Below are 23768 nucleotides of genomic sequence, written 5' to 3' on the forward strand. Positions count from 1 at the left end.
GTTTCGATGTCGGCACGGGAGTGCGTCGACGCGGCACGGCACTGCGCCAGGTCGGCACAGCATCGCGCCGGTGAATTGCGTCGAATACGTGGGTCAACCCGTGTCGGGTGACTCGCTATTCCCCGATTCCGACATCGATCGGAACGTATGGAACCGCGCGCGCCGAACGTGCGCCGGTCGCGTGGAAACTCGGTCGGTCGGGGCGGCTTACGGAGCCGGAGCCGGGCCCTCGGTCGGGGTCGGACGAGGGAGCCAGCCCTCGAGGAGCCCTTCTTCGGGAGCGAGCTCGTTCTCGATGCGCCGCTCTTCGGCGGCGTCGGCGTCGTCGGGCGCAGGTGTCGAATCGCTCATAGCGTCACGATACCGCGAACGGCCGACACGGCGCGAGCGACGGATGCCGCGGCGCCCGCTGATTCACCCGCCGTCGTATGCCGGCCGAACGTGAACCGCACGGCCGTCTGCGCGAGCTCGGCGGGCAGGCCGATCGCCGTGAGCACGTGCGAGGGCTCGTCGCTGCCGGCCGCGCACGCCGATCCGCTCGAGCAGATCACGCCCTCGCGTTCGAGTTCGAGCAGCACGGCCTCGCCGCTCGTGCCCGGGAACACGAACGACACCGTGCCCGGCAGGCGGCGTTCGGGGTCGCCCGTGAGCTGCGCACCGGGCACGCCGGCCGCGATCGTCGCCGTGAAATCGGCGGCGATCGCCGAGACGTGCGCCGCGGCATCCACTCGTTCGGAATCGGCCAGCCGCAACGCGGTGGCCAGCGCGACCGCCCCGGCGACGTTCTCGGTGCCCGACCTGCGGCCGCGCTCTTGACCGCCGCCGTGCAGCACCGGTTCGAGGGGCAGCCGGCCGCGAACGACGAGCGCTCCCGTGCCCTTCGGGGCGCCGACCTTGTGGCCCGCGAGCGAGAGGGCGTCGACGCCCAGCGCGTCGAGCGAGAGCGGCAGCCAGCCGGCCGCCTGCACGGCGTCGGTGTGCATGAGGGCTCCTGAGGCGTGCGCGACGGCGGCGAGTTCGGCGATCGGCTGCACCGTGCCGATCTCGTTGTTCGCGAGCTGCACCGAGACGAGCGCGGTGTCCGGCCGCACGACCCGAACGAGCGCCGCGGGGGTGACGAGGCCGCCCGCATCGACCGCGACCTCCGAGACCTCGAAACCGTGCACCCGGGTGAGGTATTCGGCGGATTCGAGCACCGCTTCGTGCTCGATCGGCGAGACCACGAGGTGGCGCCCGCGCGGGTTGGCGAGGGCGAGGCCCTTCACGGCGAGGTTGTCGGCCTCGGTGCCACCGCTCGTGAAGACGACGTCGCCGGGGCGGCAGCCGACGACCCGGGCGACCGTCGCGCGCGCGGCGTCGAGCGCGCGGGCCGCCTCGTCGCCGAACGCGTGCCGGCTCGACGGATTGCCGAACGAGCCCGAGTCGATCGAGCCCGAGAGAAACGGCCACATCGCCTCGAGCGCCTCGCGCCGCACGGGCGTCGTCGCCGCGTGATCGAGGTAGATCACGTCGCGACCGCCACGTCGAGGCCGAGGTCGAGCGAGCGCACCGAGTGCGTGAGCGCGCCCACCGAGATCACGTCGACGCCCGTCGCGGCGATCTCGCCCACGGTCGCGAGCGAGACGCCGCCCGACGCCTCGACGATCGCGCGCCCTGCGATGAGCGCGACGCCCGCGCGCAACCCGTCGGGCGTGAAGTTGTCGAGCATGACGGTGTCGGCGCCGCCCGCGAGCACGGCCTCGATCTGGTCGAGCCGGTCGACCTCGACCTCGAGGTGGGCGGTGTGCGGCATCCGTTCGCGCGCCGCCCGCAGCGCCGCCCCGAGGTCGGCGCCGCCGGCCGTCAGCACGGCGAGGTGGTTGTCTTTCGCCATGACCGCGTCGGAGAGCGAGCGGCGGTGGTTGCGCCCGCCGCCGTCGCGCACGGCCTGGCGTTCGAGGCTGCGGAGCCCCGGCGTCGTCTTGCGGGTGTCGACGATGCGCGCGCTCGTGCCCGCGGTCTGGGCGACGTAGCGGGCGGTGAGCGTCGCGATGCCCGACATGCGCTGCACGAGGTTCAGGCCGACGCGCTCGGCGCGGAGGATCCCGCGGGCCGGCCCGCCGACCCTGGACAGCACCGCGCCGGTCTCGAACGGCTCGCCGTCGGCCGCGAGCGGCTCGACGACGACCGCGGGGTCGACCAGCCGGAACGCGGCGGCGAACACGTCGATGCCGCTCAGCACGCCGGGTTCGCGGGCCACGAGCAGCGCGCTCGCCGTCGCGTCGGCGGGGATCAGCACCTCTGAGGTCAGGTCGCCCCACGGGGCATCCTCATCGAGCGCTGCGCCGACGATGCGGTCGATCTCTCGTACGTCGGTCATCAGGCGGCCTCTCGATCGGGGGTGGTCGCGCGGCTGGTGCTCGTGCTCTCGCTGCCGGCGGCCGCGGAGTCGTCGTCGCTGCGGAAGTGTGCGCCGCAGCTCGCGCGCCGAGCCTGCGCTGCGGCGACGGTGAGCCGCGCGAGGTCGAGCAGATTGCGGTCTTCCGCGGTGCGGCGGTCGGTCGGTTCGGGCGCGCGCCAGGCATCGAGCCGGGCGGATGCCGCGGCGAGCCCCTGCTCGTCGCGCTCGAGCCCGACGTGCTGCCACATGAGCGCTCGCAGCTCGTCGCGCACCACCGCGTCGCGCACCACCGCCCCGTGACGCACCGCCGCCCCGTGACGCACCACCGCCCCCTGATGCACCGCCGCCCCCTCGCGCCGCGCTTCGTCGTGTTGCCGGATCAGGGGATGTGGCGCGCCGCGCCGCGTGGGCGCCCCGGCACGCGGCGTGTCGGGCAGATTCCCCTGAACGGGCAACACCGCATGCGGGGTCGAGAGGGCGCGGACGGCTCGATCGGCGAAGACGGCGGCCTCGAGCAGCGAGTTCGACGCGAGGCGGTTCGCTCCGTGCACGCCCGTGCGAGCGACCTCGCCGACCGCGAAGAGGCCGGGCAGGCTCGTGCGCCCGTCGAGGTCGGTCGCGACGCCGCCCATGGCGTAGTGCGCGGCGGGGGTCACGGGAATCGGCTCGCGGGCCCAGTCGAAGCCGGCCGCTCGCACGACGGCGTCGAGGCCGGGGAAGCGCCGGGCGAGCCCGGCGTGGTCCAGACTGGCGCGGCCGAGCGCCGTCGCGTCGAGCAGCACGGGCGCGCCGCCCTGTTCGAGCGAGCGACGCCACACCGCGCGGGCCACGACATCGCGGGGGGCGAGTTCGCCGCGCGGGTCGACGTCGACCATGAAGCGGCGACCGGTCGCATCGCGCAGCACCGCGCCCTCGCCGCGCACGGCCTCGGAGATGAGGGGTGTGCCCGGTGCAGCGAGCGCCGTCGGATGGAACTGCGTGAACTCGAGATCGGCGACGTGCGCGCCGGCGCGCCACGCCGCGGCGACGCCGTCACCGGTCGCCACCGCGGGATTCGTCGTATGCCGGAAGAGGCATCCACTGCCGCCGGTGGCCAGCACGACGGCGTCGGCGCGTCGCACAGCGACGGTTCCGGATGCCGCGAGCAGCAGTGCCCCGACGACGCGACCGCCCTCGACGACGAGGTCGAGCAGCATCGACTGCTCGTCGACCGCGACCGCCCTGCGGTGCACCGTGTCGACGAGCGCGCGCTCGATCGCGGCACCGGTGGCGTCGCCGCCCGCGTGCAGGATGCGCGCTCGCGAGTGCGCGGCCTCGAGCCCGCGTTCGAGGCCCGATTCGCCGCGATCGAACGCGACGCCGAAGCGGATGAGGTCGCGCACGCGCGCCGGGCCCTCATCGACGAGCACGCGCACCGCGGCCGGGTCGGCGAGTCCGGCGCCCGCCTCGATCGTGTCGGCGAAATGTCGTTCGGCCGAATCGTCGGGGAACAGTGCCGCGGCGATGCCGCCCTGCGCATAGCGCGTGTTGCCCTCGGCGAGCTCGGTCTTGGTCGCGAGTTCCACGGTGTGCCCGGTGTCGGCGGCCCTGACCGCGGCCCAGAGTCCCGCGATGCCCCCGCCGATCACGAGCACGTGCGCCATGTCAGGCTCCCGCGCCGGTGAACGCCCCGGTGAACGCGCCGGTGGTCGAGGTGCGAGCGCCGGCGAGCGCATCGAGACCCGGGGCGGCCGATGCGGGCGGCTTCGCCGCGAGCATCCGCTCGAGGGCGACGCGCGCGGGCTCCGCCACGTCGTCGGCGACCGTGATGCGGTTGACGACACGGCCTTCGACGAGCTCTTCGAGTACCCAGGCGAGGTAGCCGGGGTGAATGCGGTACATCGTCGAGCACGGGCACACGACGGGGTCGAGGCAGAAGATCGTGTGCTCGGGGTGTTCGGCTGCGAGACGCTGCACGAGGTTGATCTCGGTGCCGATCGCGAAGGTGGAGCCGGCAGGTGCCGCCGCGATCGCCTTCACGATGAAGTCGGTCGAACCCGCGGCGTCCGCTGCGTCGACGACCGGCATGGGGCACTCGGGGTGCACGATGACCTGCACGCCGGGATGGTCGATACGCGCCTGCGCGATCTGGTCGACCGTGAACCGCCGGTGCACCGAGCAGAAGCCGTGCCAGAGCACGACCCGCGCGTTGTCGAGCTCGTCGGCCGTGTTGCCGCCGAGCGCCTTGCGCGGGTTCCACATCGGCATCTGCTCGAGCGGCACGCCCATGGCCTTCGCCGTGTTGCGGCCGAGGTGCTGGTCGGGGAAGAACAGCACCCGCCGCCCGCGCTCGAACGCCCACTCGAGCACCGTCTTCGCGTTCGAGGAGGTGCAGACGATGCCCCCGTGCCGGCCGACGAATCCCTTGAGCGCCGCCGACGAGTTCATGTACGTGACCGGGATGACGGGCACCCGGCCGTCGGCGTCGGTCGCCGCGAGGTCGCCGTACACCGACTCGAGCTGCTCCCAGCATTCCTCGACCGAGCTCTCATCGGCCATGTCGGCCATCGAGCAGCCGGCGGCGAGGTTCGGCAGGATCACCGCCTGCTCGGGTGCCCCGAGCAGGTCGGCGGTCTCGGCCATGAAATGCACGCCGCAGAAGACGATGGCCTCCGCATCGGGCCGGGTGAGCGCCGCGTTCGCGAGCTGGAACGAGTCGCCGACGAAGTCGGCGTGCTCGATGACCTCGTCGCGCTGGTAGAAGTGGCCGAGCACGACGGCTCGGTCGCCGAGGGTCGCCTTCGCGGCGCGGATGCGCGCGTGCAACTCGTCGGCGGAGGCCGTGCGGTACGACTCGGGCAGGGCGCCCTGCCGCGGCGACCCGGTGGGGATGACGTCGCCCATCGAGGAGCCCGGGCCGTATGCCGCGGGCCCGGCGTCGAACTCCCACGGCCCCTTCGCGAGTTCGGGCGAGCACGACTCGCCGCCGGCGGCGCCCGTCGCGATGAGACGAATCGTGCGGTCGACGGATGCCGCGGCGCGCGTGCCGTCGCCGGTGCGCGTGTCGTCGGACTGCAGATCTTCGATCGAGATGGTCATGATGCCGGTCGCTCCCTGAGTGGTTCGGTTCGCCCGAGTGGTTCGGTTCGCGCGAGGGACTCGGTTCGCGCGGTCGGTTCGCCGGTCGCCGCCGTGAGGTCGGCGGGATCGTAGCGGTAGAGCTTCGGCGGTCGGTTGCGTGCGCCGGCCAGGCGCTCGCCGGTCTCGTGCAGTCGGCCCGATGCGAGCATCGTGCGCCGGAAGTTCGCCGGGTCGAGCGGGCGCTGCAGCACCGCCTCGACGACCTCGCGCAGTTCGGCGAGGGTGAAGGTCTCGGCGAGGAACGCGTGCGCGATCTGCGCGTACTCGAGCTTCGTGCGCAGCCGCCAGAGCGCGTACTCGACGATGCGGTTGTGGTCGAAGGCGAGCTGGGGCAGCGTGTCGGCCGGCACCCAGCGCACGTTCGGGCCCACCACCGCGCGGGCCGCCTCGGCGCTCTGCACGAGTGCCCAGTAGACGACCGAGACCACGCGGGCGCCGGGGGAGCGGCCCACCTCGCCGAAGGTGTAGAGCTGCTCGAGATAGGTGGGGGCGAGGCCGGTCGTGAGCCGCAGGGTGCGTGCCGCGGCCGCCTCGAGCTCTTCGCCCGGCGGCAGCCAGCCCCCGGGCAGCGCCCAGAGGCCGAGCTGGGGCTGGCGGGTGCGGCGCACGAGCGGAGTCCAGAGCACCGGGTGCCCCGAGTGGTCGGGGCGCAACGCGAAGACGACGGTCGACACGGCGAGGCGGGTCGACGTGTCCCCGAGGGGGGCATTCAGCTGCGACATCCGTTCGCCTTCTTCTGGTCATCGTGACTCGAACTCTGCAGAACGCCAGCTTACAGTCATTTTGACCAGAACGCGTACGGCGCATTCGGCGCACCCGGCGTCAGTGCACACGCTGAGCAGGAATGCGTGATGCCACGGATGTACCGAGCGCACGGCGGGAGCACGATCGGAAGCCTCAACCCCTGCACGCCCGCTCCCGCTCCCAGAAAAGAGGCGCACCATGCGCAAGCTCTACTTCGTCGTCACGCTGCTGCTCACCGCATCGGTCGCGACGCAGCTCTACCTCGCCGCCGTCGGCGTCTTCTCGAACCCCGACGACGAACTGTTCGCGCTGCACGGCACGAACGGTCGCATGATCCTGCCGATCCTCGCGCTGCTCACGATCATCACGGCCGCCCTCGCCCGCGCAGGCAAGCGCCTGATCTGGCTCTCGGTGCTGCCGCTCGTGCTCATCCTCATGCAGACGGTCATCTTCATCGTCGGCGGCATGATCTTCGGGCTCGGCCCCGACGACCACGCGAACCCGCCCATCGGTGCGACGTTCTTCATCGCGCTGCACGGCCTGAACGGTGCCGCGATCCTACTGATCAGCGGATGGCTCGCGGTGCGCGCCAAGCGACTGATGGGCGAGCCGATGCCGCGCCGCGGCGCCTCGTCGTCGGCGGAGGCCCCGGCCGACGCGACCGTTCCCGAGGTCGTGCGCTGACCCGCGAAGCCGGCGCGAACGCGAACACGGCGAGGAGGCGATGATGACCACATCGGCGCTCCTCGCCGTGCACACCGTGCTCACGCTCGCCGCGGCGGGGCTGTGGCTCGGCGCGGGGTTCACTGCAGCGGGCGCCGCGCACCCGCAACGCCGTGAGCTCCGCCTCGTCGCGACGCTCGCTCTGTGCGCCGTCGCGGCAGTGGCCGGCGCGACCCTCGTCACGGTGCTCCTGGCCGACCGCGGTTGGTGGTTCATCGCCGAGAAGGCGACGATCGGCCTGCCGCTCGCCATCGTGGGCAGCGTCGCAGGCGTCATCGGCCTCGTCGGCTGGCGTGGTCATGTCGCCGCGTCGCCGCTCGACCGCACACTGCTGCTCGTCGCCGGATTCGCCACCACGGCCGGCGCCGGAGCGAGCTGGCTCATCGGCTACCCGCCGCAACCCGTCGCGGCGGCAGTGCTCGTGGCCGCCGTGCTGCTCGCCACCGGCGTCGCATGGGCGATGCTCGCGGGTCGCGGTCGCCGCGTGGTCGTGGGCTTCGCCGGCATGCTCGCCCTGCTCCTCGTCGCCGGCGTCGGCTGGTCGTGGCTCTCGGACACGGCAGCACCCAGCATCGAGGCCGGTTCGGGCCACGGCCACGGCGCTGCAGCCGCCCCTGCGACACCGACCGCCACGGCGGTCCCGGCCGTGGCAGGCACGGCCCGATCGGTCGACACGCTGCGCACCCCGGCCGATGCACCCGGCGCGGTGCGTCGCTTCGAACTGAAGGCCGCGAAGCACGACGTCGAACTCGCCGGCGGCGGCACCGTCGAGGCGTGGGGCTTCGGCGGCGATGCACTGCCCGGCCCCGAGATCCGCGTCACCGAGGGCGACCTCGTCGAGGCCGTGCTCACGAACGACGACATCGACAGCGGCGTCACCCTGCACTGGCACGGCTACGACGTGCCGAACGGCGAAGACGGCGTCGCCGGCGTCACGCAGGACGCCGTCGCACCCGGCGGCACCTTCACCTCGAGATTCGTCGCCGACACCCCCGGCACCTACTGGTACCACACGCATCAGGCCGCGTCGGAGGGCGTGCGGCGCGGCCTCTACGGCATGCTCGTCGTGGAGCCCGCGGGCGGCATCGCCGAAGACCTCGACCTCGCGGTGCCGGTGCACACGTTCGGCGGCTCGCTCTTCATCGGTGAGACCGACGGCCCGCAGCGACTCGACGTCGAGGCGGGCTCGACCGTGCGGCTGCGGGTCGCGAACACCGACCAGTCGCCCCTGCGGGTCACCATCGCGGGAGCACCCTTCCGCGTCGCCGCGGTCGACGGCCGCGACCTCGCCGGCGGTGCCGAGGTGCGCGGCGAGTCGGTGCGGCTCGGCGCGGGCGCCCGCGCCGACCTGGTCGTCACCGTGCCCGAGGGTCCGATTCGATTCGAGACGGATGCCTCGGAGACATCCACTCTCGTGTTGGCACCGCCCGGCGGCGACGCGAGCGACGCGCCCACGGCGATCGCCGACGCCCCCGAACTCGACCTGCTCTCCTACGGCGAGGGCCCGAGCCCCGAACTCGGCCCGTTCACGTCAGAGGGCACCCTCGTGCTCGACCGCATGCCGCGCTTCGTCGGCGGCGCGCCGAACTACGCCTACACGGTCAACGGGCAGGTCTTTCCGCACATCGAGCCGATCACCGTGCACGAGGGCGATCTCGTGCGCATCACCGTCGTCAATCGAGGCTTCGACGTGCACCCCATGCACGTTCACGGCCACCACGTGCTCGTGCTCTCGCGCGACGGGGTCGCTGCGACGGGCGCGCCGCTCCGGCTCGACACGGTCGACGTGCGGCCGGGCGAGGTGTGGGAGGTCGCGCTGCGTGCCGACAACCCCGGCATCTGGATGGACCACTGCCACGACCTCGAGCACGCCGCGCAGGGCATGATGATGACCCTCGCCTACACGGGGGTGACGACGCCGTTCGAGCACGGCGGCGCCCACGCGAACCGGCCCGAGTGACGCGAACCGAGCGGGCGGGGCCCGCCACGCGGCATCCGCCCCGCCCGCTGCTAAGATCGGCAGCACAACCTCATACCGGGCCATCGACGCGTCGCGGGAGAGCCGGCCGGAGCAATCAGACCAGTGCTGAGCAATCAGACCAGTGCTGACAGCGCCGAGCCGGCACCGAAGGAGCAAGCCTCCCTGCCAATCTCTCAGGTCACTACACCGCGATGACGAGGCCGCTCTGAAAAGTGGATTCCGCGCGACTGCGGTCTCCCGCCCACGGTGAAAGCGCACCCGCGTGAAACTCTCAGGCTCATGACAGAGGGGGAGTTCCCACACGGCCCGCGTTCGCGACCGTGACAACGCCGGCGCACGCCGGCACGTCTGGAGAACTCTCGTGACCAACGAACCCGGTACCGCCAGCCACGACGCATCGAGCACCGAAGCCTCGAGCCCCGAACGGCGCAGCCCTCTCGACGCGGTGCACCGCGCGGCGGGCGCGAGCTTCACCGACTTCGCCGGCTGGCAGATGCCCGTGCGCTACTCGAGCGACCTCGCCGAGCACCACGCCGTGCGCACAGCGGCCGGCCTCTTCGACCTCTCGCACATGGGCGAGATCGTGCTCATCGGCCCGCAGGCCGCCGCCGCGCTCGACCACGCGCTCGCCGGAAAGCTCTCGGCGATCGAGATCGGGCAGGCCAAGTACTCGCTGCTGCTCGCCGACGACGGCGGCATCATCGACGACCTCGTCGTCTACCGCACGGGCGACGACCGCTACATGGTCGTCGCGAACGCGTCGAACGCCGCCGTCGTCGCCGACGAACTGCGCGCACGTGCGGCCGGCTTCGACACGCTCGTCTCCGACGAGAGCGACGACATCGCCCTCATCGCCATCCAGGGCCCCGACGCGCGCGCCGTGCTGCTCGAAACGCCGGGCTTCGGGGTCGACGGCCCGGGCAACGATGAAGAGGACTTCGACGCGAAGCTCGAGGCGCTGAAGTACTACCGCGCCTTCCCGGCCACCTTCGAGGGCGAGCCCGTGCTCGTCGCGCGCACCGGCTACACCGGCGAAGACGGCTTCGAGCTCTACCTCGCGCCCGAGCGCGCGGCCCGCCTCTGGGAGGCGCTCGCCGAGACCGGCGGCCCCCGCGTGACGCCCTGCGGGCTCGCGAGCCGCGACACGCTGCGCCTCGAGGCGGGCATGCCGCTCTACGGGCACGAGCTCTCCCGCGACATCCTGCCCGTGCAGGCCGGCCTCGGCCGCGTCGTCGCGCTCGCCAAGCCCGAGGCGTTCATCGGTCGCGGGGCCGTCGAACAGGGGCCGGCAGCGGATGCCCCGGTGCTCGTCGGCCTCGCAGCAGAGGGCCGTCGTGCGGCTCGTGCCGACTACGAGGTCTTCGACGGCGAGGGTGCCGATGCCGCGCGAGTCGGCATCGTCACGAGCGGCGCGCTCTCGCCGACGCTCGGTCACCCGATCGCCATGGCCTTCGTGTCGGGCGACGTCGCCGAGCCGGGCCGCGAGCTCTTCGTCGACGTCCGGGGCACGCGAGTCGCGGCATCCGTCGTCGCACTGCCTTTCTACAAGCGCACCGCAACCGCAACCGCCTGACCTGACCTCGAGTCGACCGACGTTGTACGAATTCGGGCGACTCGGCAATCGAAACCATTCAAGGAGCACACCATGACCGACCAGACCGCACTGCACTACACCGAAGAGCACGAGTGGATCGCCCTCGACGGCGACGTCGCGACCATCGGCATCACCGACTACGCCGCCGAGAAGCTCGGCGACGTCGTCTTCGTCGAGCTGCCCGGCGCGGGCACGACCGTGACCGAGGGCACCGTCGTCGGCGAGATCGAGTCGACGAAGTCGGTCGGCGAGCTCTTCGCCCCCGTCAGCGGCGAGGTCGTCGAGGCCAACCAGGCCGTCGTCGACTCGCCCGAGCTCGTCAACAGCGACCCCTTCGGCGAGGGCTGGCTCATCAAGGTCAACGCGTCGAGCCTGCCGAAGTTCCTCACGCACGCCGAGTACCGCGCACTGGTCGGAGAGTAAGCACCACGATGGAAACCCCCACCACCCCCACCTCTTCGGCATTCGACCTCGACGCCTTCGGGCGCCGCCACATCGGCACCAGCCCGAGCGACCACGGGCTCATGCTCGCCGAACTCGGCTACGACTCACTCGACGCCTTGATGGCCGCCGCGGTGCCCACGTCGATCCGCATGGGGGAGGTGCTGAACTCGGCGATCCCCGCCGCAGCCACCGAGCGCGAGGCGCTCGCCGAGCTCGCCGCACTCGCCGAGCAGAACACCGTGCGCACCTCGATGATCGGCCTCGGCTACTTCGGCACGGTCACGCCGTCGGTGATCCAGCGCAACGTGCTCGAGAACCCGAGCTGGTACACGGCCTACACGCCGTACCAGCCCGAGATCTCGCAGGGCCGCCTCGAGGCGCTCATCAACTTCCAGACGATGGTCACCGACCTCACCGGACTCGACACGGCGAACGCGTCGATGCTCGACGAGGGCACGGCGGTCGTCGAAGGCATGCTGCTCGCGCGCCGTGCCTCGAAGTCGACGTCGAACCGGTTCATCGTCGACGCCGACGTGCTGCCGCAGACGCTCGCGCTCCTCGAGTCGCGCTCGGAGGCGGTGGGCATCGAGCTCGTCGTCGCCGACCTCGTCGAGGGCACGGATGTCGCCGCCGCAGGCTCGCACTTCGGCCTCTTCGTGCAGTACCCGGGCGCTTCGGGCCGCGTGTGGAACCCGGCATCCGTCATCGCGGCGTCGAAGGCGCAGGGAGCCCTCGCCGTCGTCGCGGCCGACCTGCTCGCGCTCGCGCTCATCACGAGCCCCGGCGAGCTCGGTGCCGACGTCGCCGTCGGCACCTCGCAGCGCTTCGGCGTGCCCATGGGCTTCGGCGGACCGCACGCCGGCTACATGGCCGTGCGCACGGGCCTCGAGCGGCAGCTGCCCGGCCGCCTCGTCGGCGTCTCGAAGGACGCCGTGGGCGCACCCGCGTACCGCCTGACCCTGCAGGCCCGCGAGCAGCACATCCGCCGTGAGAAGGCGACGTCGAACATCTGCACCGCGCAGGTGCTGCTCGCCGTCATGGCGTCGATGTACGCCGTGTACCACGGGCCCCGCGGCATCCGTCACATCGCGGTCTCGACCGCGGCGAAGGCGACCGCGCTCGCCGAGGTGCTCACCGGCTACGGCCTGACCCTCGCGCATGACAGCTACTTCGACACGATCCGGGTGCACGTGCCCGGTCTCGCCGGCAACATCGTCGAGCGCGCCCGCGCCCTCGGCGTGAACGTGTGGGAGGCAGGCGACGCCACCGTGCACGTGTCCGTCGACGAGACGACGACCGAGGCCGAGCTCTCGCTCGTCGCGCAGGCGTTCGGGCTGCCCCCTTCGACAGGCTCAGGGACCGGAATCTCCATCGACCTCACGTCATTGCCTGCCGTCGCGAGCGGCGAGCTGCGGCGCACGAGCGGTTACCTCGAGCACCCCGTCTTCAATACGCACCACTCCGAGACGCAGATGATGCGGTACCTGAAGACCCTCGCCGACCGCGACTACGCGCTCGACCGCGGCATGATCCCACTCGGCTCGTGCACGATGAAGCTCAACGCCGCCACCGAGATGCAGTCGGTCACCTGGCCCGAGTTCGCGAACCTGCACCCCTTCGCGCCCGAGGCCGATGTGGTCGGCACGCTCGGCCTGATCGAGCAGCTCGAGACCTGGCTCGCCGAGGTCACGGGGTACGACACCGTCTCGTTGCAGCCCAACGCGGGCAGCCAGGGCGAGCTCGCGGGCCTCCTCGCGATCCGCGGCTATCACCACGCCAACGGCGAGACCGAGCGCACGGTGTGCCTCATCCCGTCGAGCGCGCATGGCACCAACGCGGCATCCGCCGTGCTCGCCGGCATGCGCGTCGTCGTCGTCGCGACCGACGAGCTCGGCAACGTCGACCTCGACGACCTGCGGGCGAAGATCGCCGAACACGCCGAGAGCCTCGCCGCCCTCATGATCACCTACCCGTCGACGCACGGCGTCTACGAGCACGAGGTGAAGACCATCACGCAGGCCGTGCACGACGCCGGCGGCCAGGTCTACGTCGACGGCGCGAACCTCAACGCCCTGCTCGGCTTCGCCCGCTTCGGCGACTTCGGCGGCGACGTCTCGCACCTGAACCTGCACAAGACGTTCTGCATCCCGCACGGCGGCGGCGGCCCGGGCGTCGGCCCCGTCGCGGCGAAGGCCCACCTCGCGCCCTACCTGCCGGGCCACCCGATGGCCCAGCGCGCCGACCACTCGGGCGGCGTCACGCACGACGGCGGACCGGTCTCGGCCGCGCCGTACGGCAGCCCGTCGATCCTGCCGATCTCGTGGGCCTACGTGCGCATGATGGGCTCCGAGGGCCTCAAGCAGGCGACCGCGACCGCGGTGCTCGCCGCGAACTTCGTGGCCTCGCGCCTGCGCGAGCACTACCCCGTGCTCTACACGGGCGAGAACGGCCTCGTCGCGCACGAGTGCATCCTCGACCTGCGCCCGCTCACGGCGGCGACGGGCGTGACGGTCGACGACGTGGCCAAGCGCCTCGTCGACTACGGCTTCCACGCGCCGACGATGTCGTTCCCCGTCGCGGGCACGCTCATGATCGAGCCGACCGAGTCGGAAGACCTCGCCGAGCTCGAGCGCTTCGTCGAGGCGATGGTCGCCATCAAGGCCGAGGCCGACGCGGTGGCCGCGGGCGAGTGGCCCGCCGACGACAACCCGCTCGTGAACGCGCCGCACACCGCGGAGTCGGTCATCGCGGGGGAGTGGACCCACCCCTACACGCGCGAGCAGGCCGTCTACCCCGTGCACTCGCTCGTGCGCAACAAGTACTGGGCGCCCGTGCGCCGCGTCGACCAGGCCTACGGCGACCGCAACCTCGTGTGCGCCTGCCCGCCGATCGAGGCGTTCGCGTAGGGAGCGCTTCGGCTCGGCACACACAGCCGGTCAGCTCAGGAGCCCGCCCCATACGGCGCGGGCTCCTGAGTCGCCGATCAGCACGAGCAGCAGGGCGGTGCCCGCCCCGACGACGACGGATGCCGCGGCGAGCCCGATGCGCGCCGCCCGTGCCGCGCCGGGCGAGCCGCGGCGCATCCGCTCGTCGCCGTAGCGGAACCACGCCCACTGGGCCGCGGCGACGACGAAGAGCGAGATCGCCCACGGCAGCAGCATCTCGCCGAACTGCTGATGCCGCGTGACCGCGGGAACCGGCCCGATCCGTTCGGCGAGCGACTGCCCGGCCGCGACCGTGATCGGCACGAGCACGAGCACGGCTGCCGCGCCGAGCGGGGTCACGATGCCGAGTCGCCGGCGGGCCGCCGGCCAGAACGCGCCGAGCAGCAGGGCGAGTACCGTGAGTGGCGTGAGCACGACCACCGCGTGCACGACGAGCGGGTGCAGGGGCAGCCCCGCGATCTGGAGGACGTCCTCCGAGGCGATGGGTGCGAGATTCGTGGGATCCATACCGTGAACACGACGCCGATGCCGCCCGAGTTCACCCGCGCTGCGAATGAACCATTCCGAGCGCGTTGTCGTTCTCAGGGAAGAGAACAGCAGGAGGTGATGGATGCCGCTCGATGACGACAGCCGTCTGGTCGCGCTCTACGACGCGCACGGACCGTCGGTGTGGAGGTACGTCGTGCATCTCACCGGCGACGCCGCCGGCGCCGACGACATCGTGCAGGAGACCCTGCTCCGCGCATGGCGCAGCCCCAAGATCATGGCCCAGGAACCCGCATCGACGAGATCGTGGATGATCACGGTCGCCCGGAACCTCGTGATCGACGAGGCGCGCAGCGCACGCCGCCGGCACGAGATCGGCGTCGCCGAGACGCCGGAGCGCGCGGAGCACGATGCGACCGACGCACTCTTCGAGAGCCTGCTCGTCGAGGAGGCGCTCGCGACGTTGAGCATGGAGCACCGTGCCGTGATCGTGCACGCCTACTACGGCGGATGCAGCGTGGCCGAAGTCGCCCGACGCCTCGGCATCCCCGAGGGTACGGTGAAGTCCCGGTTGCACTACGGGCTTCGGGCCCTGCGGCTCGCGCTGCAGGAGAAAGGGGTGACGCGATGAACCCGAACCACCCGCGCTTCGCCGACTGGGACTCCGCCTACGTGCTCGGCGCGCTCTCACCCGCCGAGCGCGGCGAGTTCGAGCAGCACCTCGAGTCGTGCGAGCTCTGCCGTCGATCGGTCGCCGAGCTGACCCCGATGCCGGGGCTGCTCGCACGGCTCTCTCCCGAACGTGCCGAGGCGCTCCTCGGCGAACCGGATGACGGCTCCGCGCCGGCGCCGCGCAGTGACCTCCTCGACGTCGTGCGGCTGGAGGATCGACGGCGACGCCGCCGTCGCGCTCGCACGTGGTGGGTCGCCTCCGCGGCAGCGGCAGTCATCGTCATCGTCGCGATCGCGGTGCCTCTCGCGGTCATCCGCCCACCGGTGATCTCCGAATCGGTCGCCTTCGAGGCCGTCGCCGAGGTGCCGCTCTCGGCCACCGCGACGCTCACCCAGGTCGCGTGGGGCACGAGGATCGAGCTCGACTGCCGCTACGCCGACGCCGAGGCGGCCGATGGCCCGGCCGGCGGCTGGCCGTATGCGCTCGTCGTCGTCGGTCGCGACGGCGAGCGCACGGATGTCTCGAGCTGGCGGGCGAGTCCAGGGGCGGCGGCGCGGCTCTCTGCGGGCGCCGCTCTCGACCTCGACGAGATCGCGTCGCTCGAGATCCGGGCGATCGGCAGCGGCGACGTGCTCATGCGGAGCGAGTTCGACTGAGCGTGAACCATTCGAGGCCGCGCCTCGTGCTACTGGAGAGGTCGCGACCGCGGCCGAAGCAGGAGAAGAGGGAACTCGCATGAAACTGCGCATTGCAACAGGAGCCGCCGTCATCGCCGTCGCGCTCGCACTCGCGGGCTGCACGGGGACGTCCGGTGGGTCGGACGGCTCGTCCGGCGGATCGGGGTACGGCGCGGCGCCGTCGACCGCGGCCCAGACGCCCGCCGCGAGTTCGGGCTCGAATTCGGACTCGACGGGTGCGGCGCTCGGTGTCACGGACTCGTCGCTCGGCCAGATCGTCGTCGACGGCACGGGAATGACCGTCTACATGTTCGACACCGACACCCAGGGCAGCGGGGCGAGCAGCTGCGCCGGCCAGTGCGCGGCCAACTGGCCCGCCGTCACGACCGACTCGGCCGCCCCGAAGGTCGAGGGCGTCACGGGCGAGGTCGGCACCATCACGGGGGTCGACGGCTCGACCCAGGTGACGCTGAACGGCTGGCCGCTCTACACCTACGCGGGTGACAGCGCCGCGGGCGACACGAACGGCCAGGGCGTGAACAACGTCTGGTGGGTCCTGAGCCCCGCAGGGGAGAAGATCGGCGGCTGACAGCCTGGCGGTCTATGCGGGGCGCGGTGCCGCGTGGCGACCGCGCTCCGTGTACTCGCGACGAGCGGGCACCGCGGCGGGCACCGCGGCGGTGCCCGTGACCCCGATGAGGGCGCTGCGACGAGCGGCGACGCGAACGTGGGCCGCGGCGATCTCTGCTTCGGTCGCGCGGAAGCGGCGGTCGGTGACGCGGGCTGCGAGGTGGCCTGCGCCGAAGGCTGCGGCGAGTGACATTGTTCCGTTCCGTCTCTGGTGTCCGGCGCGCGGTGTCCGGTGGTGCGGTCGGCCCGGCGATGCCGGTCGGCGCCCTCGTGCGAGGGCTGCCTCCATGGTCGCGAGCTACGCGATTCGGCGGATCAGTGCGACCCCGAAGAACGCCCCCGGGAGTACACTGAGGTTCTCTCGAAATAACCCACGGGTTCTGTCAGAGGCCCGGGTTCTCTCGACGCAGAGGGGGCAAGATGTCGATCGATCTCATCACGGTGCTGACCACCGTCGGGTTCGTGGGGTTCCTCGTCGGTACGTCCGTGCTTTCAGGCCGCGGCCTCGGGCTCGAGAAGCGCGCCGGCCTTCTCGAACGACGCGACCCCGCCACCGCCGAGGCCTACCGGCGAGCGCAGTCGATCACCGACTTCGCGAGCACCGGCGTGTTCGGCGACGAGGGCTACTACTCCGCCGTGTGCTCGCCGTCGCGGCGCAGCGGGCTCGACCTGGCGCGGGTGCGCGGCATCGACGCCGACCTGCGGGTCGAAGTCGCCGAGGAGTCGCTGCCGCCGATGCCGACGACCGTCGTCGCGCTCGGTCGAAGCGAGCACGTGCCGCACACCTCGCGCACGCGGCATCCGCTTCGCACCGCTCAACCGGCGCGTTCGACTCAGCCGGCCTCGACTCAATCGGCCTCGACTCAATCGGCAGAGACGGCGAAGAGCTCCGGCCACCAGCCGACCGCGAGCGGGTAGCCGACGAACGACGCGATGTCGAGGATCCAGTGCGCGATGACGAGCGGCATCACGCGACCCCAACGCTGATAGCACCAGCCGAACACGATGCCCATCGCGACGTTGCCGAAGAACGGTCCGAAGCCCTGGTACAGGTGGTAGGTGCCGCGCAGCACCGCGCTCGAGGCGATCGTCGCCCACGGGCCGACGCCGAGCTCCCTGAATCGCGTGAAGAGATACCCGACGACGATGACCTCTTCGGTCAGCGCGGCTTCGAGGGCCCTGAACACCAGGATCGGCACCGTCCACCACAGCCAGTCGGCCGGTGACGCCTCGACCGCCACGGTCAGGCCGAGCGCGCGACCCAGCGCATAGAGCGCCAGTCCGGGCACGCCGATGGCGACCACCAGCAGCACTCCGGATGCCGCGTCCCGCCCCGGTCTCGTCAGGTCGAGGCCGATACGGCGGAAGGGGTTCGTGCCGGGCGCCCACAACAGGTACAGCACGAGTGCGACCGCGAAGAGGCCGAAGAACACGTCGAGGAACTGGTAGGTGAAGTCGAGCCACTCGCGCGGTGCGCGCGAGGGATTCAGGGCGACCGATTGCTCGCCCAGCGGCGTCTCGGCGGTGAGCTTCGCGATGATCGAGACGATCGAGTACACGGCGGACGCCCCGAGCGAGAGGCCGAGCACGATGACGACCTCGAGCTGCAGCCGTCGTGCAGAAGACATGCGGCAATCATCGCATGTGGGGCGCAGACGCAATATTCGTGCGGATTCACGACGATATCCGGCGGCGCTCGTGTCGCTAGGTTGCGCGTCGGTAACGGTTTGCCCTTCTGGTTTGCTTACCGAAGGTCAGGTTCATAGTCTCGATCTACCAGCGCTCCAGCGCGGCCACGAGCCGTGCTGACGTCGCAAATCTCACAGGAGGAACATTGAAGATCAAGAGAATCGGCGTTGCAGCCATTGCTCTTGCTGCCGCCGGCGCATTGACGCTGTCGGGCTGCACGAGCGGCGGCACGAACCCGTCGGCTCCCGCCGGCGATGCCACCGCGGTCATCACGACCAACGGCTCCGAGCCCCAGAACCCGCTGATCCCCACCAACACCAACGAAACCGGTGGCGGCAAGATCCTCGACGCGATCTTCGCAGGTCTCGTGTACTACGACGCCAAGGGTGCAGCGCACAACGACGTCGCCGAGTCCATCGAGACCGACGACGCGCAGAACTACACCATCAAGCTCAAGGCCGACCAGAAGTTCACGAACGGTGAGCCCGTCACGGCCTCCTCGTTCGTCGACGCGTGGAACTACGGCGCCGACACTGCCAACGAGCAGCTCTCGCAGTACTTCTTCGAGTCCATCAAGGGCTTCAGCTACGACGAGTCGGTTCCCGAGCTTCCGGGCCTCGAGGTCGTCGACGACACCACGTTCACCGTCGAGCTGAACCAGCCCGAGTCGGACTTCCCGCTGCGTCTCGGCTACTCGGCCTTCTACCCGCTGCCCGCGTCGGCCTTCGACGACCTCGCCGCTTTCGGTGAGAACCCCGTCGGCAACGGCCCGTACATGCTCGACGGCGAAGACGCCTGGAAGCACAACGAGAAGATCGACCTCGTCGTGAACCCCGACTACGACGGTGGACGGACGGCCGTCAACGGTGGCCTCGACATCATCTTCTACGCCTCGCAGGACGCCGCGTACGCCGACCTCCAGGGCGGCAACCTCGACGTGCTCGACGCGATCCCCGACTCGGCTCTGGCCACCTTCCAGGACGAGTTCGGCGACCGCGCGGTCACCCAGGCCGCTGCGATCTTCCAGTCGTTCACGATCCCGGCGCGTCTGCCGCACTTCTCGGGTGAAGAGGGCAACCTCCGTCGCCAGGCGCTCTCGATGGCGATCAACCGCGACGAGATCACCGACGTGATCTTCGCCGGCACCCGCACCCCGGCGCACGACTTCACGTCGCCGGTCATCGACGGCTACTCGGAAGACATCCCCGGCTCCGAGGTCCTCGACTTCAACGCCGAAGAGGCGAAGAAGCTGTGGGCTCAGGCCGACGCCATCGCCCCGTGGGACGGCACCTTCAAGATCGCGTACAACGCCGACGGCGGCCACCAGGCCTGGGTCGACGCTGTTGCGAACGGCCTGAAGAACACGCTCGGCATCGACGCTTCGGGCGACCCGTACCCGACGTTCGCCGAGGCGCGCACGAAGATCACCGACCGCACCATCCAGACGGCCTTCCGTTCGGGCTGGCAGGCGGACTACCCGGCGCTCTTCAACTTCCTCGGCCCGCTCTACGGAACCGGTGCCGGCTCGAACGACGGCGACTACTCGAACCCCGAGTTCGACGCGCTGCTCAAGGAGGGCCTCGCCGAGACCGACATCGCCGCCGCGAACGAGAAGTTCCAGGCTTCGCAGGAGATCCTCTTCCAGGACCTCCCCGCCATCCCGCTGTGGTACTCCACGGTCAACGGTGCGTGGAGCGAGTCGGTCAACGACGTCGAGTTCGGCTGGAACTCGGTGCCGCTGTACTACCAGATCACCAAGAGCGAGTAATTCTCGATCGAGGACGGCTCGGGGTTAGACTCTGAGACGCCCGTGGGGCGGCAGCCGAGCAGGCTGCCGCCCCACTCCCACGTATCCACGGTGTTCGCCTGATCGGCGTAGCATCGTGGAATCGAACTCGCACAACGGTGAGGTTTCTTCAACATGTCCACATTCGCAGAACGCAGGGCCTGATCCATGGCCGGCTACATCCTGCGCCGACTGCTGCAGGCGATCCCTGTCCTGCTCGGCACCACCTTCTTGATCTATTTCATGGTCTTCGCCATGCCCGGCGACCCGATCGTCGCGCTGTTCGGCGACAAGACCCCGCCCCCGTCGGTCGTCGAAGCCCTTCGCGAGCGGTACAACCTGGACAAGCCGTTCATCGTCCAGTACTTCATCTTCCTCGGCAACATCTTCAGGGGTGACCTCGGCGTCTCGTTCTCGGGTCAGCCCGTCTCCGAGATCCTGATGTCCACGTTCCCGGTGACGCTCCGCCTCGCGGCGATGGCGGTCTTCATCGAAATGGTCGCCGGCATCTCGATCGGCCTCGTGTCGGGCCTCCGCAAGGGCGGCATCTTCGACGCGAGCGCACTCGTCGTGAGCCTCATCCTCATCTCGCTGCCGATCTTCGTGCTCGCGTTCGTGATGCAGTGGTTCTTCGGCATCTATCTGGGGTGGTTCAGAACCACGGTGGGCACAGGTGCTCCAACGCAAGACTTGATATTGCCGGCCATCGTGCTGGCCAGCATCAGTTTCGCCCAGATCGTTCGACTGACACGGGCGTCGGTCATCGACACAGACGGGCAGGACTTCGTTCGCACCGCCGCGAGCAAGGGCCTCTCCCGCAATCGCATCGTCCCCGTGCACATCCTGCGCAACTCGCTCATCCCGGTCGTCACCTACCTCGCCGTCGACTTCGGCACGCTCATGGTCGGCGCGACGGTGACCGAGGGCATCTTCAACGTGCCGGGTGTCGGCCGCACGCTCTACCAGGCGATCATCCGAGGTGAGGGGCCGACCGTCGTCTCCTTCGTGACGATCATGGTGCTGATCTACCTCGTGGTGAACCTGCTGGTAGACCTTCTCTACGCCGTTCTCGACCCGAGGATCCGTTATGCCAAGTAACACCAGACCAGACCAGCAGCACTTCGTCGCCCCGCTCGAAGAGACGCCGCTCGTCGCCATCGACTCGGTCAAGACCGAGGGCAAGCCCTCGAACCTCTGGACCGACGCGTGGAACGACGTGCGCAAGCGCCCGATGTTCTGGATCTCATCACTGCTGATCCTGCTCGTCGTGATCGTCGCCCTGTTCCCCGGCCTGTTCACGCAGACGCCGCCGAACAACGACTGCCTGCTCGCGAACAGCAACGGCGGTCCGACCGAGGGTCACCCGCTCGGGTTCACCAAGCAGGGGTGCGACATCTACTCGCGCATCATCCACGGCACGTCGACCTCGCTCGCCGTCGGCCTCATCGTGACGTTCCTCGTCGCGTCGCTCGGCATCATCTTCGGCGCCTTCGCGGGCTTCTACGGCGGATGGCTCGACTCGGTGCTCTCGCGCCTCGGCGACATCTTCTTCTCGATTCCCTACATCCTCGCCGCCGTCGTCATCATGTCGGTGCTCTCGGCCTACCGGAACGTGTGGGTGATCTCGCTCGCGATCGGATTGTTCGCCTGGCCTGCCACGGCTCGCGTCCTGCGAGCCGAGATCCTGCGGGTGAAGAACGCCGACTTCGTCATGGCGTCGACGGCGCTCGGCGTCTCGCGGTTCCGAATCCTGCTGCGCCACGTGCTGCCGAACTCGATCGCACCCGTGCTCGTCATCACGACCATCTCGCTCGCCGGCGCGATCGTCGCCGAGGCGACCTTGTCGTTCCTCGGCGTCGGCTTGCCGACCGACATCATGTCGTGGGGCAACGACATCAGCCAGGCCCAGACCTCGCTGCGCACCGCGCCCCAGACCCTGATCCTGCCCTCGATCGCGCTGTCGGTCACCGTGCTGAGCTTCATCATGCTCGGCGAGGTCGTGCGCGATGCGCTCGACCCGAAGGCGAGGGCGCAGCGATGAGCGAGACTTCGAACGGATCGAACGTGCAATCAGAACGCGGCAGCGCCGAACGGCCACTGCTCGAGATCAAAGACCTGCAGGTCGGGTTCAACACCCAAGACGGCGTGGTCAAGGCCGTCGACGGTGTGAACATCACGCTGTACCGCGGGCAGAGCCTCGCGATCGTCGGCGAGTCCGGCTCGGGCAAGTCGACGACCGCTCACGCGATCATCAACCTGCTGCCGGGCACGGGCCACGTCGCCGGGGGCCAGATCCTCCTCGACGGCCAAGACCTCACGAAGGCGTCGAAGAAGGACATGGAGGCCATTCGCGGCCGCAAGATCGGCTTCGTGCCCCAAGACCCGATGTCGAACCTCAACCCCGTGTGGTCGATCGGCTTCCAGGTCGAAGAGGCCATCAAGGCCAACGGCATCGCGACCGGTCGCAAAGAGGTCAAGGCACGCGCGATCCAGGTGCTGAAGCAGGCCGGCCTCGGCGATGCCGACCGCCGCATGCGGCAGTTCCCGCACCAGTTCTCGGGCGGCATGCGTCAGCGCGTGCTGATCGGCATGGGCCTCGCGGCGAACCCGCAGCTGCTCATCGCCGACGAGCCGACGTCGGCCCTCGACGTCACGGTGCAACGGGTCATCCTCGATCACCTCGAATCGCTCACTCGCGAACTCGGCACGACCCTGCTGTTCATCACGCACGACCTCGGCCTCGCGGCCGAGCGCGCCGAGCAGCTCGTGGTCATGTACAAGGGCCGCGTGGTCGAGTCGGGCCCGTCGGTCGAGATCCTGCAGAACCCGCAGCACCCCTACACGCAGCGTCTCGTGGCCGCGGCGCCGAGCCTCGCGTCGCGTCGCATCCAGGCGACCGGTTCGATCTCGGCGGCCGAGTCGTCGACGACCGATGGTGCGGTGGATCCCGCGGGCGACACGATCGATCTGATCGCCACGGCCGAGGCTCGTGCCGAGGCGCTCGCGGCCGCACCCGAGGCGCCGCCGGCGATCGTGGTCGAAGACCTCACCAAGGTCTTCAAGATCCGCGGATCGGGCGACTTCACCGCGGTCGACAAGGTCTCGTTCCAGATCCCCAAGGGCACCACCATGGCGCTCGTGGGCGAGTCGGGCTCGGGGAAGTCGACCGTCGCGAAGATGCTGCTGAAGCTCGAAGACACCACGAGCGGCAAGATCGTCGTCGGCGGTCACGACCTCGCGAGCGTCACCGGCAAGGAGCTCTTCAACCTCCGCAGTCGCATGCAGCCGGTCTTCCAAGACCCGTACGGTTCGCTGAACCCGCTGCGCAACATCGGCAACACCATCGCCGAACCGTTGTTCACGCACAAGGTCGGCACGAAGGCCTCTCGTCGTGAGCGGGTCTACGAACTGCTCGACCAGGTCTCGCTGCCGCGCACCCTCATCAGCCGGTACCCCAACGAACTCTCGGGCGGCCAGCGCCAGCGCATCGCGATCGCGCGTGCGCTCGCGTTGAAGCCCGAGATCGTGGTGCTCGACGAGGCGGTGTCGGCGCTCGACGTGCTCGTGCAGGCGCAGATCCTGCGTCTGCTCGCCGACTTGCAGGCCGAACTGGGCCTGACGTACCTCTTCATCACGCACGACCTCGCGGTCGTGCGCGTCATCGCCGACCACGTGTGCGTGATGCAGAAGGGCCGCATCGTCGAGGCGGCGACCACCGACGAGGTGTTCGACCACCCGCAAGAGCAGTACACGAAGGATCTGCTCGCGGCGATTCCGGGCGCCAGCATCGAGCTCGGGGCGTAGGGCCAGACCGGCGACCGAACAAGCGCGAGCGCCCGGCATCCGATCACTCGGAGGCCGGGCGCGCGCGGGCGGAGCCGCGGTGAAAGGTTCGG

Annotated in this window: 22 protein-coding genes and 1 riboswitch; of the genes, 13 read left to right on the forward strand and 9 right to left on the reverse strand. The window is 70.4% G+C overall.

Features of this window, described 5'->3' with window-relative positions; all coding sequences use genetic code 11:
• Window positions 1-207: 207 nt before the first annotated feature.
• Genes ACWGST_RS10115 through ACWGST_RS10140 form a run of 6 tightly spaced genes read right to left on the reverse strand, consistent with a single transcriptional unit; the run spans window position 208 to window position 6222 of the window.
• The gene (locus tag ACWGST_RS10115; RefSeq protein WP_452046527.1) at window positions 208-351 is read right to left on the reverse strand and encodes a hypothetical protein; all 144 of its coding nucleotides are present in this window, start codon (window positions 349-351) and stop codon (window positions 208-210) included.
• Window positions 348-1508, reverse strand: coding sequence for a cysteine desulfurase family protein (locus ACWGST_RS10120; protein WP_452046528.1), 1161 nt, complete (start codon window positions 1506-1508; stop codon window positions 348-350). The genes ACWGST_RS10115 and ACWGST_RS10120 overlap by 4 nt, the downstream gene beginning before the upstream one ends.
• On the reverse strand, window positions 1505-2359 hold the full coding sequence (nadC, locus tag ACWGST_RS10125) for a carboxylating nicotinate-nucleotide diphosphorylase (RefSeq protein WP_452046529.1): 855 nt from the start codon (window positions 2357-2359) through the stop codon (window positions 1505-1507). The genes ACWGST_RS10120 and nadC overlap by 4 nt, the downstream gene beginning before the upstream one ends.
• Window positions 2359-4023 (reverse strand): L-aspartate oxidase, encoded by a 1665-nt coding sequence (nadB, locus tag ACWGST_RS10130; RefSeq protein WP_452046530.1) that lies wholly within the window; start codon window positions 4021-4023, stop codon window positions 2359-2361. Before nadB ends, nadC begins: the two co-directional genes overlap by 1 nt.
• 1 nt (window position 4024) lies before the next feature.
• Window positions 4025-5458, reverse strand: coding sequence for a quinolinate synthase NadA (gene nadA / locus ACWGST_RS10135; protein WP_452046531.1), 1434 nt, complete (start codon window positions 5456-5458; stop codon window positions 4025-4027).
• Window positions 5455-6222, reverse strand: a complete 768-nt coding sequence (locus tag ACWGST_RS10140; protein ID WP_452046532.1) for an NUDIX hydrolase — start codon at window positions 6220-6222, stop codon at window positions 5455-5457. Before ACWGST_RS10140 ends, nadA begins: the two co-directional genes overlap by 4 nt.
• Before the next feature lie 220 nt (window positions 6223-6442).
• On the opposite strand from ACWGST_RS10140, the gene ACWGST_RS10145 reads away from it, so the two are divergent.
• From ACWGST_RS10145 to gcvP, 5 genes are all read left to right on the forward strand, one after another.
• A complete protein-coding gene (locus ACWGST_RS10145; protein ID WP_452046533.1) occupies window positions 6443-6928 on the forward strand; it encodes a DUF6220 domain-containing protein in 486 nt (161 codons plus the stop codon).
• Between the two features lie 43 nt (window positions 6929-6971).
• A complete protein-coding gene (locus tag ACWGST_RS10150; protein ID WP_452046534.1) occupies window positions 6972-8927 on the forward strand; it encodes a multicopper oxidase family protein in 1956 nt (651 codons plus the stop codon).
• 84 nt (window positions 8928-9011) lie between these two features.
• A riboswitch (glycine riboswitch) is annotated at window positions 9012-9147 on the forward strand.
• Between the two features lie 162 nt (window positions 9148-9309).
• On the forward strand, window positions 9310-10521 hold the full coding sequence (gene gcvT / locus ACWGST_RS10155; protein ID WP_452046535.1) for a glycine cleavage system aminomethyltransferase GcvT: 1212 nt from the start codon (window positions 9310-9312) through the stop codon (window positions 10519-10521).
• Window positions 10522-10593: 72 nt separating this feature from the next.
• Entirely contained in the window at window positions 10594-10965 is a 372-nt protein-coding gene (gene gcvH / locus ACWGST_RS10160; protein ID WP_452046536.1) for a glycine cleavage system protein GcvH, read from the forward strand.
• An 8-nt stretch (window positions 10966-10973) separates the two neighbouring features.
• Window positions 10974-13892: an aminomethyl-transferring glycine dehydrogenase gene (gcvP, locus tag ACWGST_RS10165; protein ID WP_452046537.1), complete on the forward strand. Its 2919-nt coding sequence runs from the start codon at window positions 10974-10976 to the stop codon at window positions 13890-13892.
• A gap of 30 nt (window positions 13893-13922) precedes the next feature.
• Here gcvP and ACWGST_RS10170 read toward each other — a convergent pair whose 3' ends face one another.
• Complete coding sequence (locus ACWGST_RS10170) at window positions 13923-14438, reverse strand: DUF2231 domain-containing protein (RefSeq protein WP_452046538.1); 516 nt, start codon at window positions 14436-14438, stop codon at window positions 13923-13925.
• 103 nt (window positions 14439-14541) lie between these two features.
• Here ACWGST_RS10170 and ACWGST_RS10175 point away from each other — a divergent pair, with 103 nt between their 5' ends.
• The 3 genes from ACWGST_RS10175 (at window position 14542) to ACWGST_RS10185 (ending at window position 16356) form a co-directional block, all read left to right on the forward strand.
• The gene (locus ACWGST_RS10175) at window positions 14542-15048 is read left to right on the forward strand and encodes a sigma-70 family RNA polymerase sigma factor (protein WP_452046539.1); all 507 of its coding nucleotides are present in this window, start codon (window positions 14542-14544) and stop codon (window positions 15046-15048) included.
• Complete coding sequence (locus ACWGST_RS10180) at window positions 15045-15746, forward strand: anti-sigma factor family protein (RefSeq protein ID WP_452046540.1); 702 nt, start codon at window positions 15045-15047, stop codon at window positions 15744-15746. The genes ACWGST_RS10175 and ACWGST_RS10180 overlap by 4 nt, the downstream gene beginning before the upstream one ends.
• 79 nt (window positions 15747-15825) lie before the next feature.
• On the forward strand, window positions 15826-16356 hold the full coding sequence (locus tag ACWGST_RS10185; RefSeq protein WP_452046541.1) for a COG4315 family predicted lipoprotein: 531 nt from the start codon (window positions 15826-15828) through the stop codon (window positions 16354-16356).
• A 12-nt stretch (window positions 16357-16368) separates the two neighbouring features.
• Here ACWGST_RS10185 and ACWGST_RS10190 read toward each other — a convergent pair whose 3' ends face one another.
• Window positions 16369-16590 carry a hypothetical protein gene (locus ACWGST_RS10190; protein WP_452046542.1) on the reverse strand — a complete coding sequence of 74 codons (222 nt, stop codon included), beginning with the start codon at window positions 16588-16590 and terminating at the stop codon, window positions 16369-16371.
• A gap of 227 nt (window positions 16591-16817) precedes the next feature.
• On the opposite strand from ACWGST_RS10190, the gene ACWGST_RS10195 reads away from it, so the two are divergent.
• Window positions 16818-17315 carry a hypothetical protein gene (locus ACWGST_RS10195; protein WP_452046543.1) on the forward strand — a complete coding sequence of 166 codons (498 nt, stop codon included), beginning with the start codon at window positions 16818-16820 and terminating at the stop codon, window positions 17313-17315.
• Here ACWGST_RS10195 and ACWGST_RS10200 read toward each other — a convergent pair.
• Window positions 17261-18025, reverse strand: coding sequence for a CPBP family intramembrane glutamic endopeptidase (locus ACWGST_RS10200; protein ID WP_452046544.1), 765 nt, complete (start codon window positions 18023-18025; stop codon window positions 17261-17263). The two genes, ACWGST_RS10195 and ACWGST_RS10200, sit on opposite strands and share 55 nt — an antisense overlap.
• 206 nt (window positions 18026-18231) lie before the next feature.
• Between ACWGST_RS10200 and ACWGST_RS10205 the strand changes: the two genes are divergently transcribed.
• The 4 genes from ACWGST_RS10205 (at window position 18232) to ACWGST_RS10220 (ending at window position 23676) form a co-directional block, all read left to right on the forward strand.
• On the forward strand, window positions 18232-19854 hold the full coding sequence (locus ACWGST_RS10205; RefSeq protein ID WP_452046545.1) for a peptide ABC transporter substrate-binding protein: 1623 nt from the start codon (window positions 18232-18234) through the stop codon (window positions 19852-19854).
• A gap of 186 nt (window positions 19855-20040) precedes the next feature.
• Window positions 20041-20970 (forward strand): ABC transporter permease, encoded by a 930-nt coding sequence (locus ACWGST_RS10210; protein ID WP_452046546.1) that lies wholly within the window; start codon window positions 20041-20043, stop codon window positions 20968-20970.
• The gene (locus ACWGST_RS10215) at window positions 20960-21913 is read left to right on the forward strand and encodes an ABC transporter permease (protein WP_452046547.1); all 954 of its coding nucleotides are present in this window, start codon (window positions 20960-20962) and stop codon (window positions 21911-21913) included. The genes ACWGST_RS10210 and ACWGST_RS10215 overlap by 11 nt, the downstream gene beginning before the upstream one ends.
• A complete protein-coding gene (locus ACWGST_RS10220) occupies window positions 21910-23676 on the forward strand; it encodes a dipeptide ABC transporter ATP-binding protein (protein ID WP_452046548.1) in 1767 nt (588 codons plus the stop codon). The genes ACWGST_RS10215 and ACWGST_RS10220 overlap by 4 nt, the downstream gene beginning before the upstream one ends.
• The last annotated feature ends 92 nt before the right edge of the window (window positions 23677-23768 follow it).

This window comes from Agromyces sp. NPDC055520 (genome assembly GCF_053619715.1).

What these genes read in the sequence shown, in the direction of transcription:
- gcvP (WP_452046537.1), top strand. Translation starts at nt 10,974, where the DNA reads ATGGAAACCCCCACCACCCCCACCTCTTCGGCATTCGACCTCGACGCC.
- ACWGST_RS10185 (WP_452046541.1), top strand. Translation starts at nt 15,826, where the DNA reads ATGAAACTGCGCATTGCAACAGGAGCCGCCGTCATCGCCGTCGCGCTC.
- gcvH (WP_452046536.1), top strand. Translation starts at nt 10,594, where the DNA reads ATGACCGACCAGACCGCACTGCACTACACCGAAGAGCACGAGTGGATC.
- ACWGST_RS10215 (WP_452046547.1), top strand. Translation starts at nt 20,960, where the DNA reads ATGCCAAGTAACACCAGACCAGACCAGCAGCACTTCGTCGCCCCGCTC.
- nadB (WP_452046530.1), bottom strand. Translation starts at nt 4,023, where the DNA reads ATGGCGCACGTGCTCGTGATCGGCGGGGGCATCGCGGGACTCTGGGCC.
- ACWGST_RS10220 (WP_452046548.1), top strand. Translation starts at nt 21,910, where the DNA reads ATGAGCGAGACTTCGAACGGATCGAACGTGCAATCAGAACGCGGCAGC.
- ACWGST_RS10180 (WP_452046540.1), top strand. Translation starts at nt 15,045, where the DNA reads ATGAACCCGAACCACCCGCGCTTCGCCGACTGGGACTCCGCCTACGTG.
- nadC (WP_452046529.1), bottom strand. Translation starts at nt 2,359, where the DNA reads ATGACCGACGTACGAGAGATCGACCGCATCGTCGGCGCAGCGCTCGAT.
- ACWGST_RS10175 (WP_452046539.1), top strand. Translation starts at nt 14,542, where the DNA reads ATGCCGCTCGATGACGACAGCCGTCTGGTCGCGCTCTACGACGCGCAC.
- ACWGST_RS10145 (WP_452046533.1), top strand. Translation starts at nt 6,443, where the DNA reads ATGCGCAAGCTCTACTTCGTCGTCACGCTGCTGCTCACCGCATCGGTC.
- ACWGST_RS10150 (WP_452046534.1), top strand. Translation starts at nt 6,972, where the DNA reads ATGACCACATCGGCGCTCCTCGCCGTGCACACCGTGCTCACGCTCGCC.
- ACWGST_RS10115 (WP_452046527.1), bottom strand. Translation starts at nt 351, where the DNA reads ATGAGCGATTCGACACCTGCGCCCGACGACGCCGACGCCGCCGAAGAG.
- ACWGST_RS10195 (WP_452046543.1), top strand. Translation starts at nt 16,818, where the DNA reads ATGTCGATCGATCTCATCACGGTGCTGACCACCGTCGGGTTCGTGGGG.
- nadA (WP_452046531.1), bottom strand. Translation starts at nt 5,458, where the DNA reads ATGACCATCTCGATCGAAGATCTGCAGTCCGACGACACGCGCACCGGC.
- ACWGST_RS10170 (WP_452046538.1), bottom strand. Translation starts at nt 14,438, where the DNA reads ATGGATCCCACGAATCTCGCACCCATCGCCTCGGAGGACGTCCTCCAG.
- ACWGST_RS10190 (WP_452046542.1), bottom strand. Translation starts at nt 16,590, where the DNA reads ATGTCACTCGCCGCAGCCTTCGGCGCAGGCCACCTCGCAGCCCGCGTC.
- ACWGST_RS10140 (WP_452046532.1), bottom strand. Translation starts at nt 6,222, where the DNA reads ATGTCGCAGCTGAATGCCCCCCTCGGGGACACGTCGACCCGCCTCGCC.
- ACWGST_RS10200 (WP_452046544.1), bottom strand. Translation starts at nt 18,025, where the DNA reads ATGTCTTCTGCACGACGGCTGCAGCTCGAGGTCGTCATCGTGCTCGGC.
- ACWGST_RS10210 (WP_452046546.1), top strand. Translation starts at nt 20,041, where the DNA reads ATGGCCGGCTACATCCTGCGCCGACTGCTGCAGGCGATCCCTGTCCTG.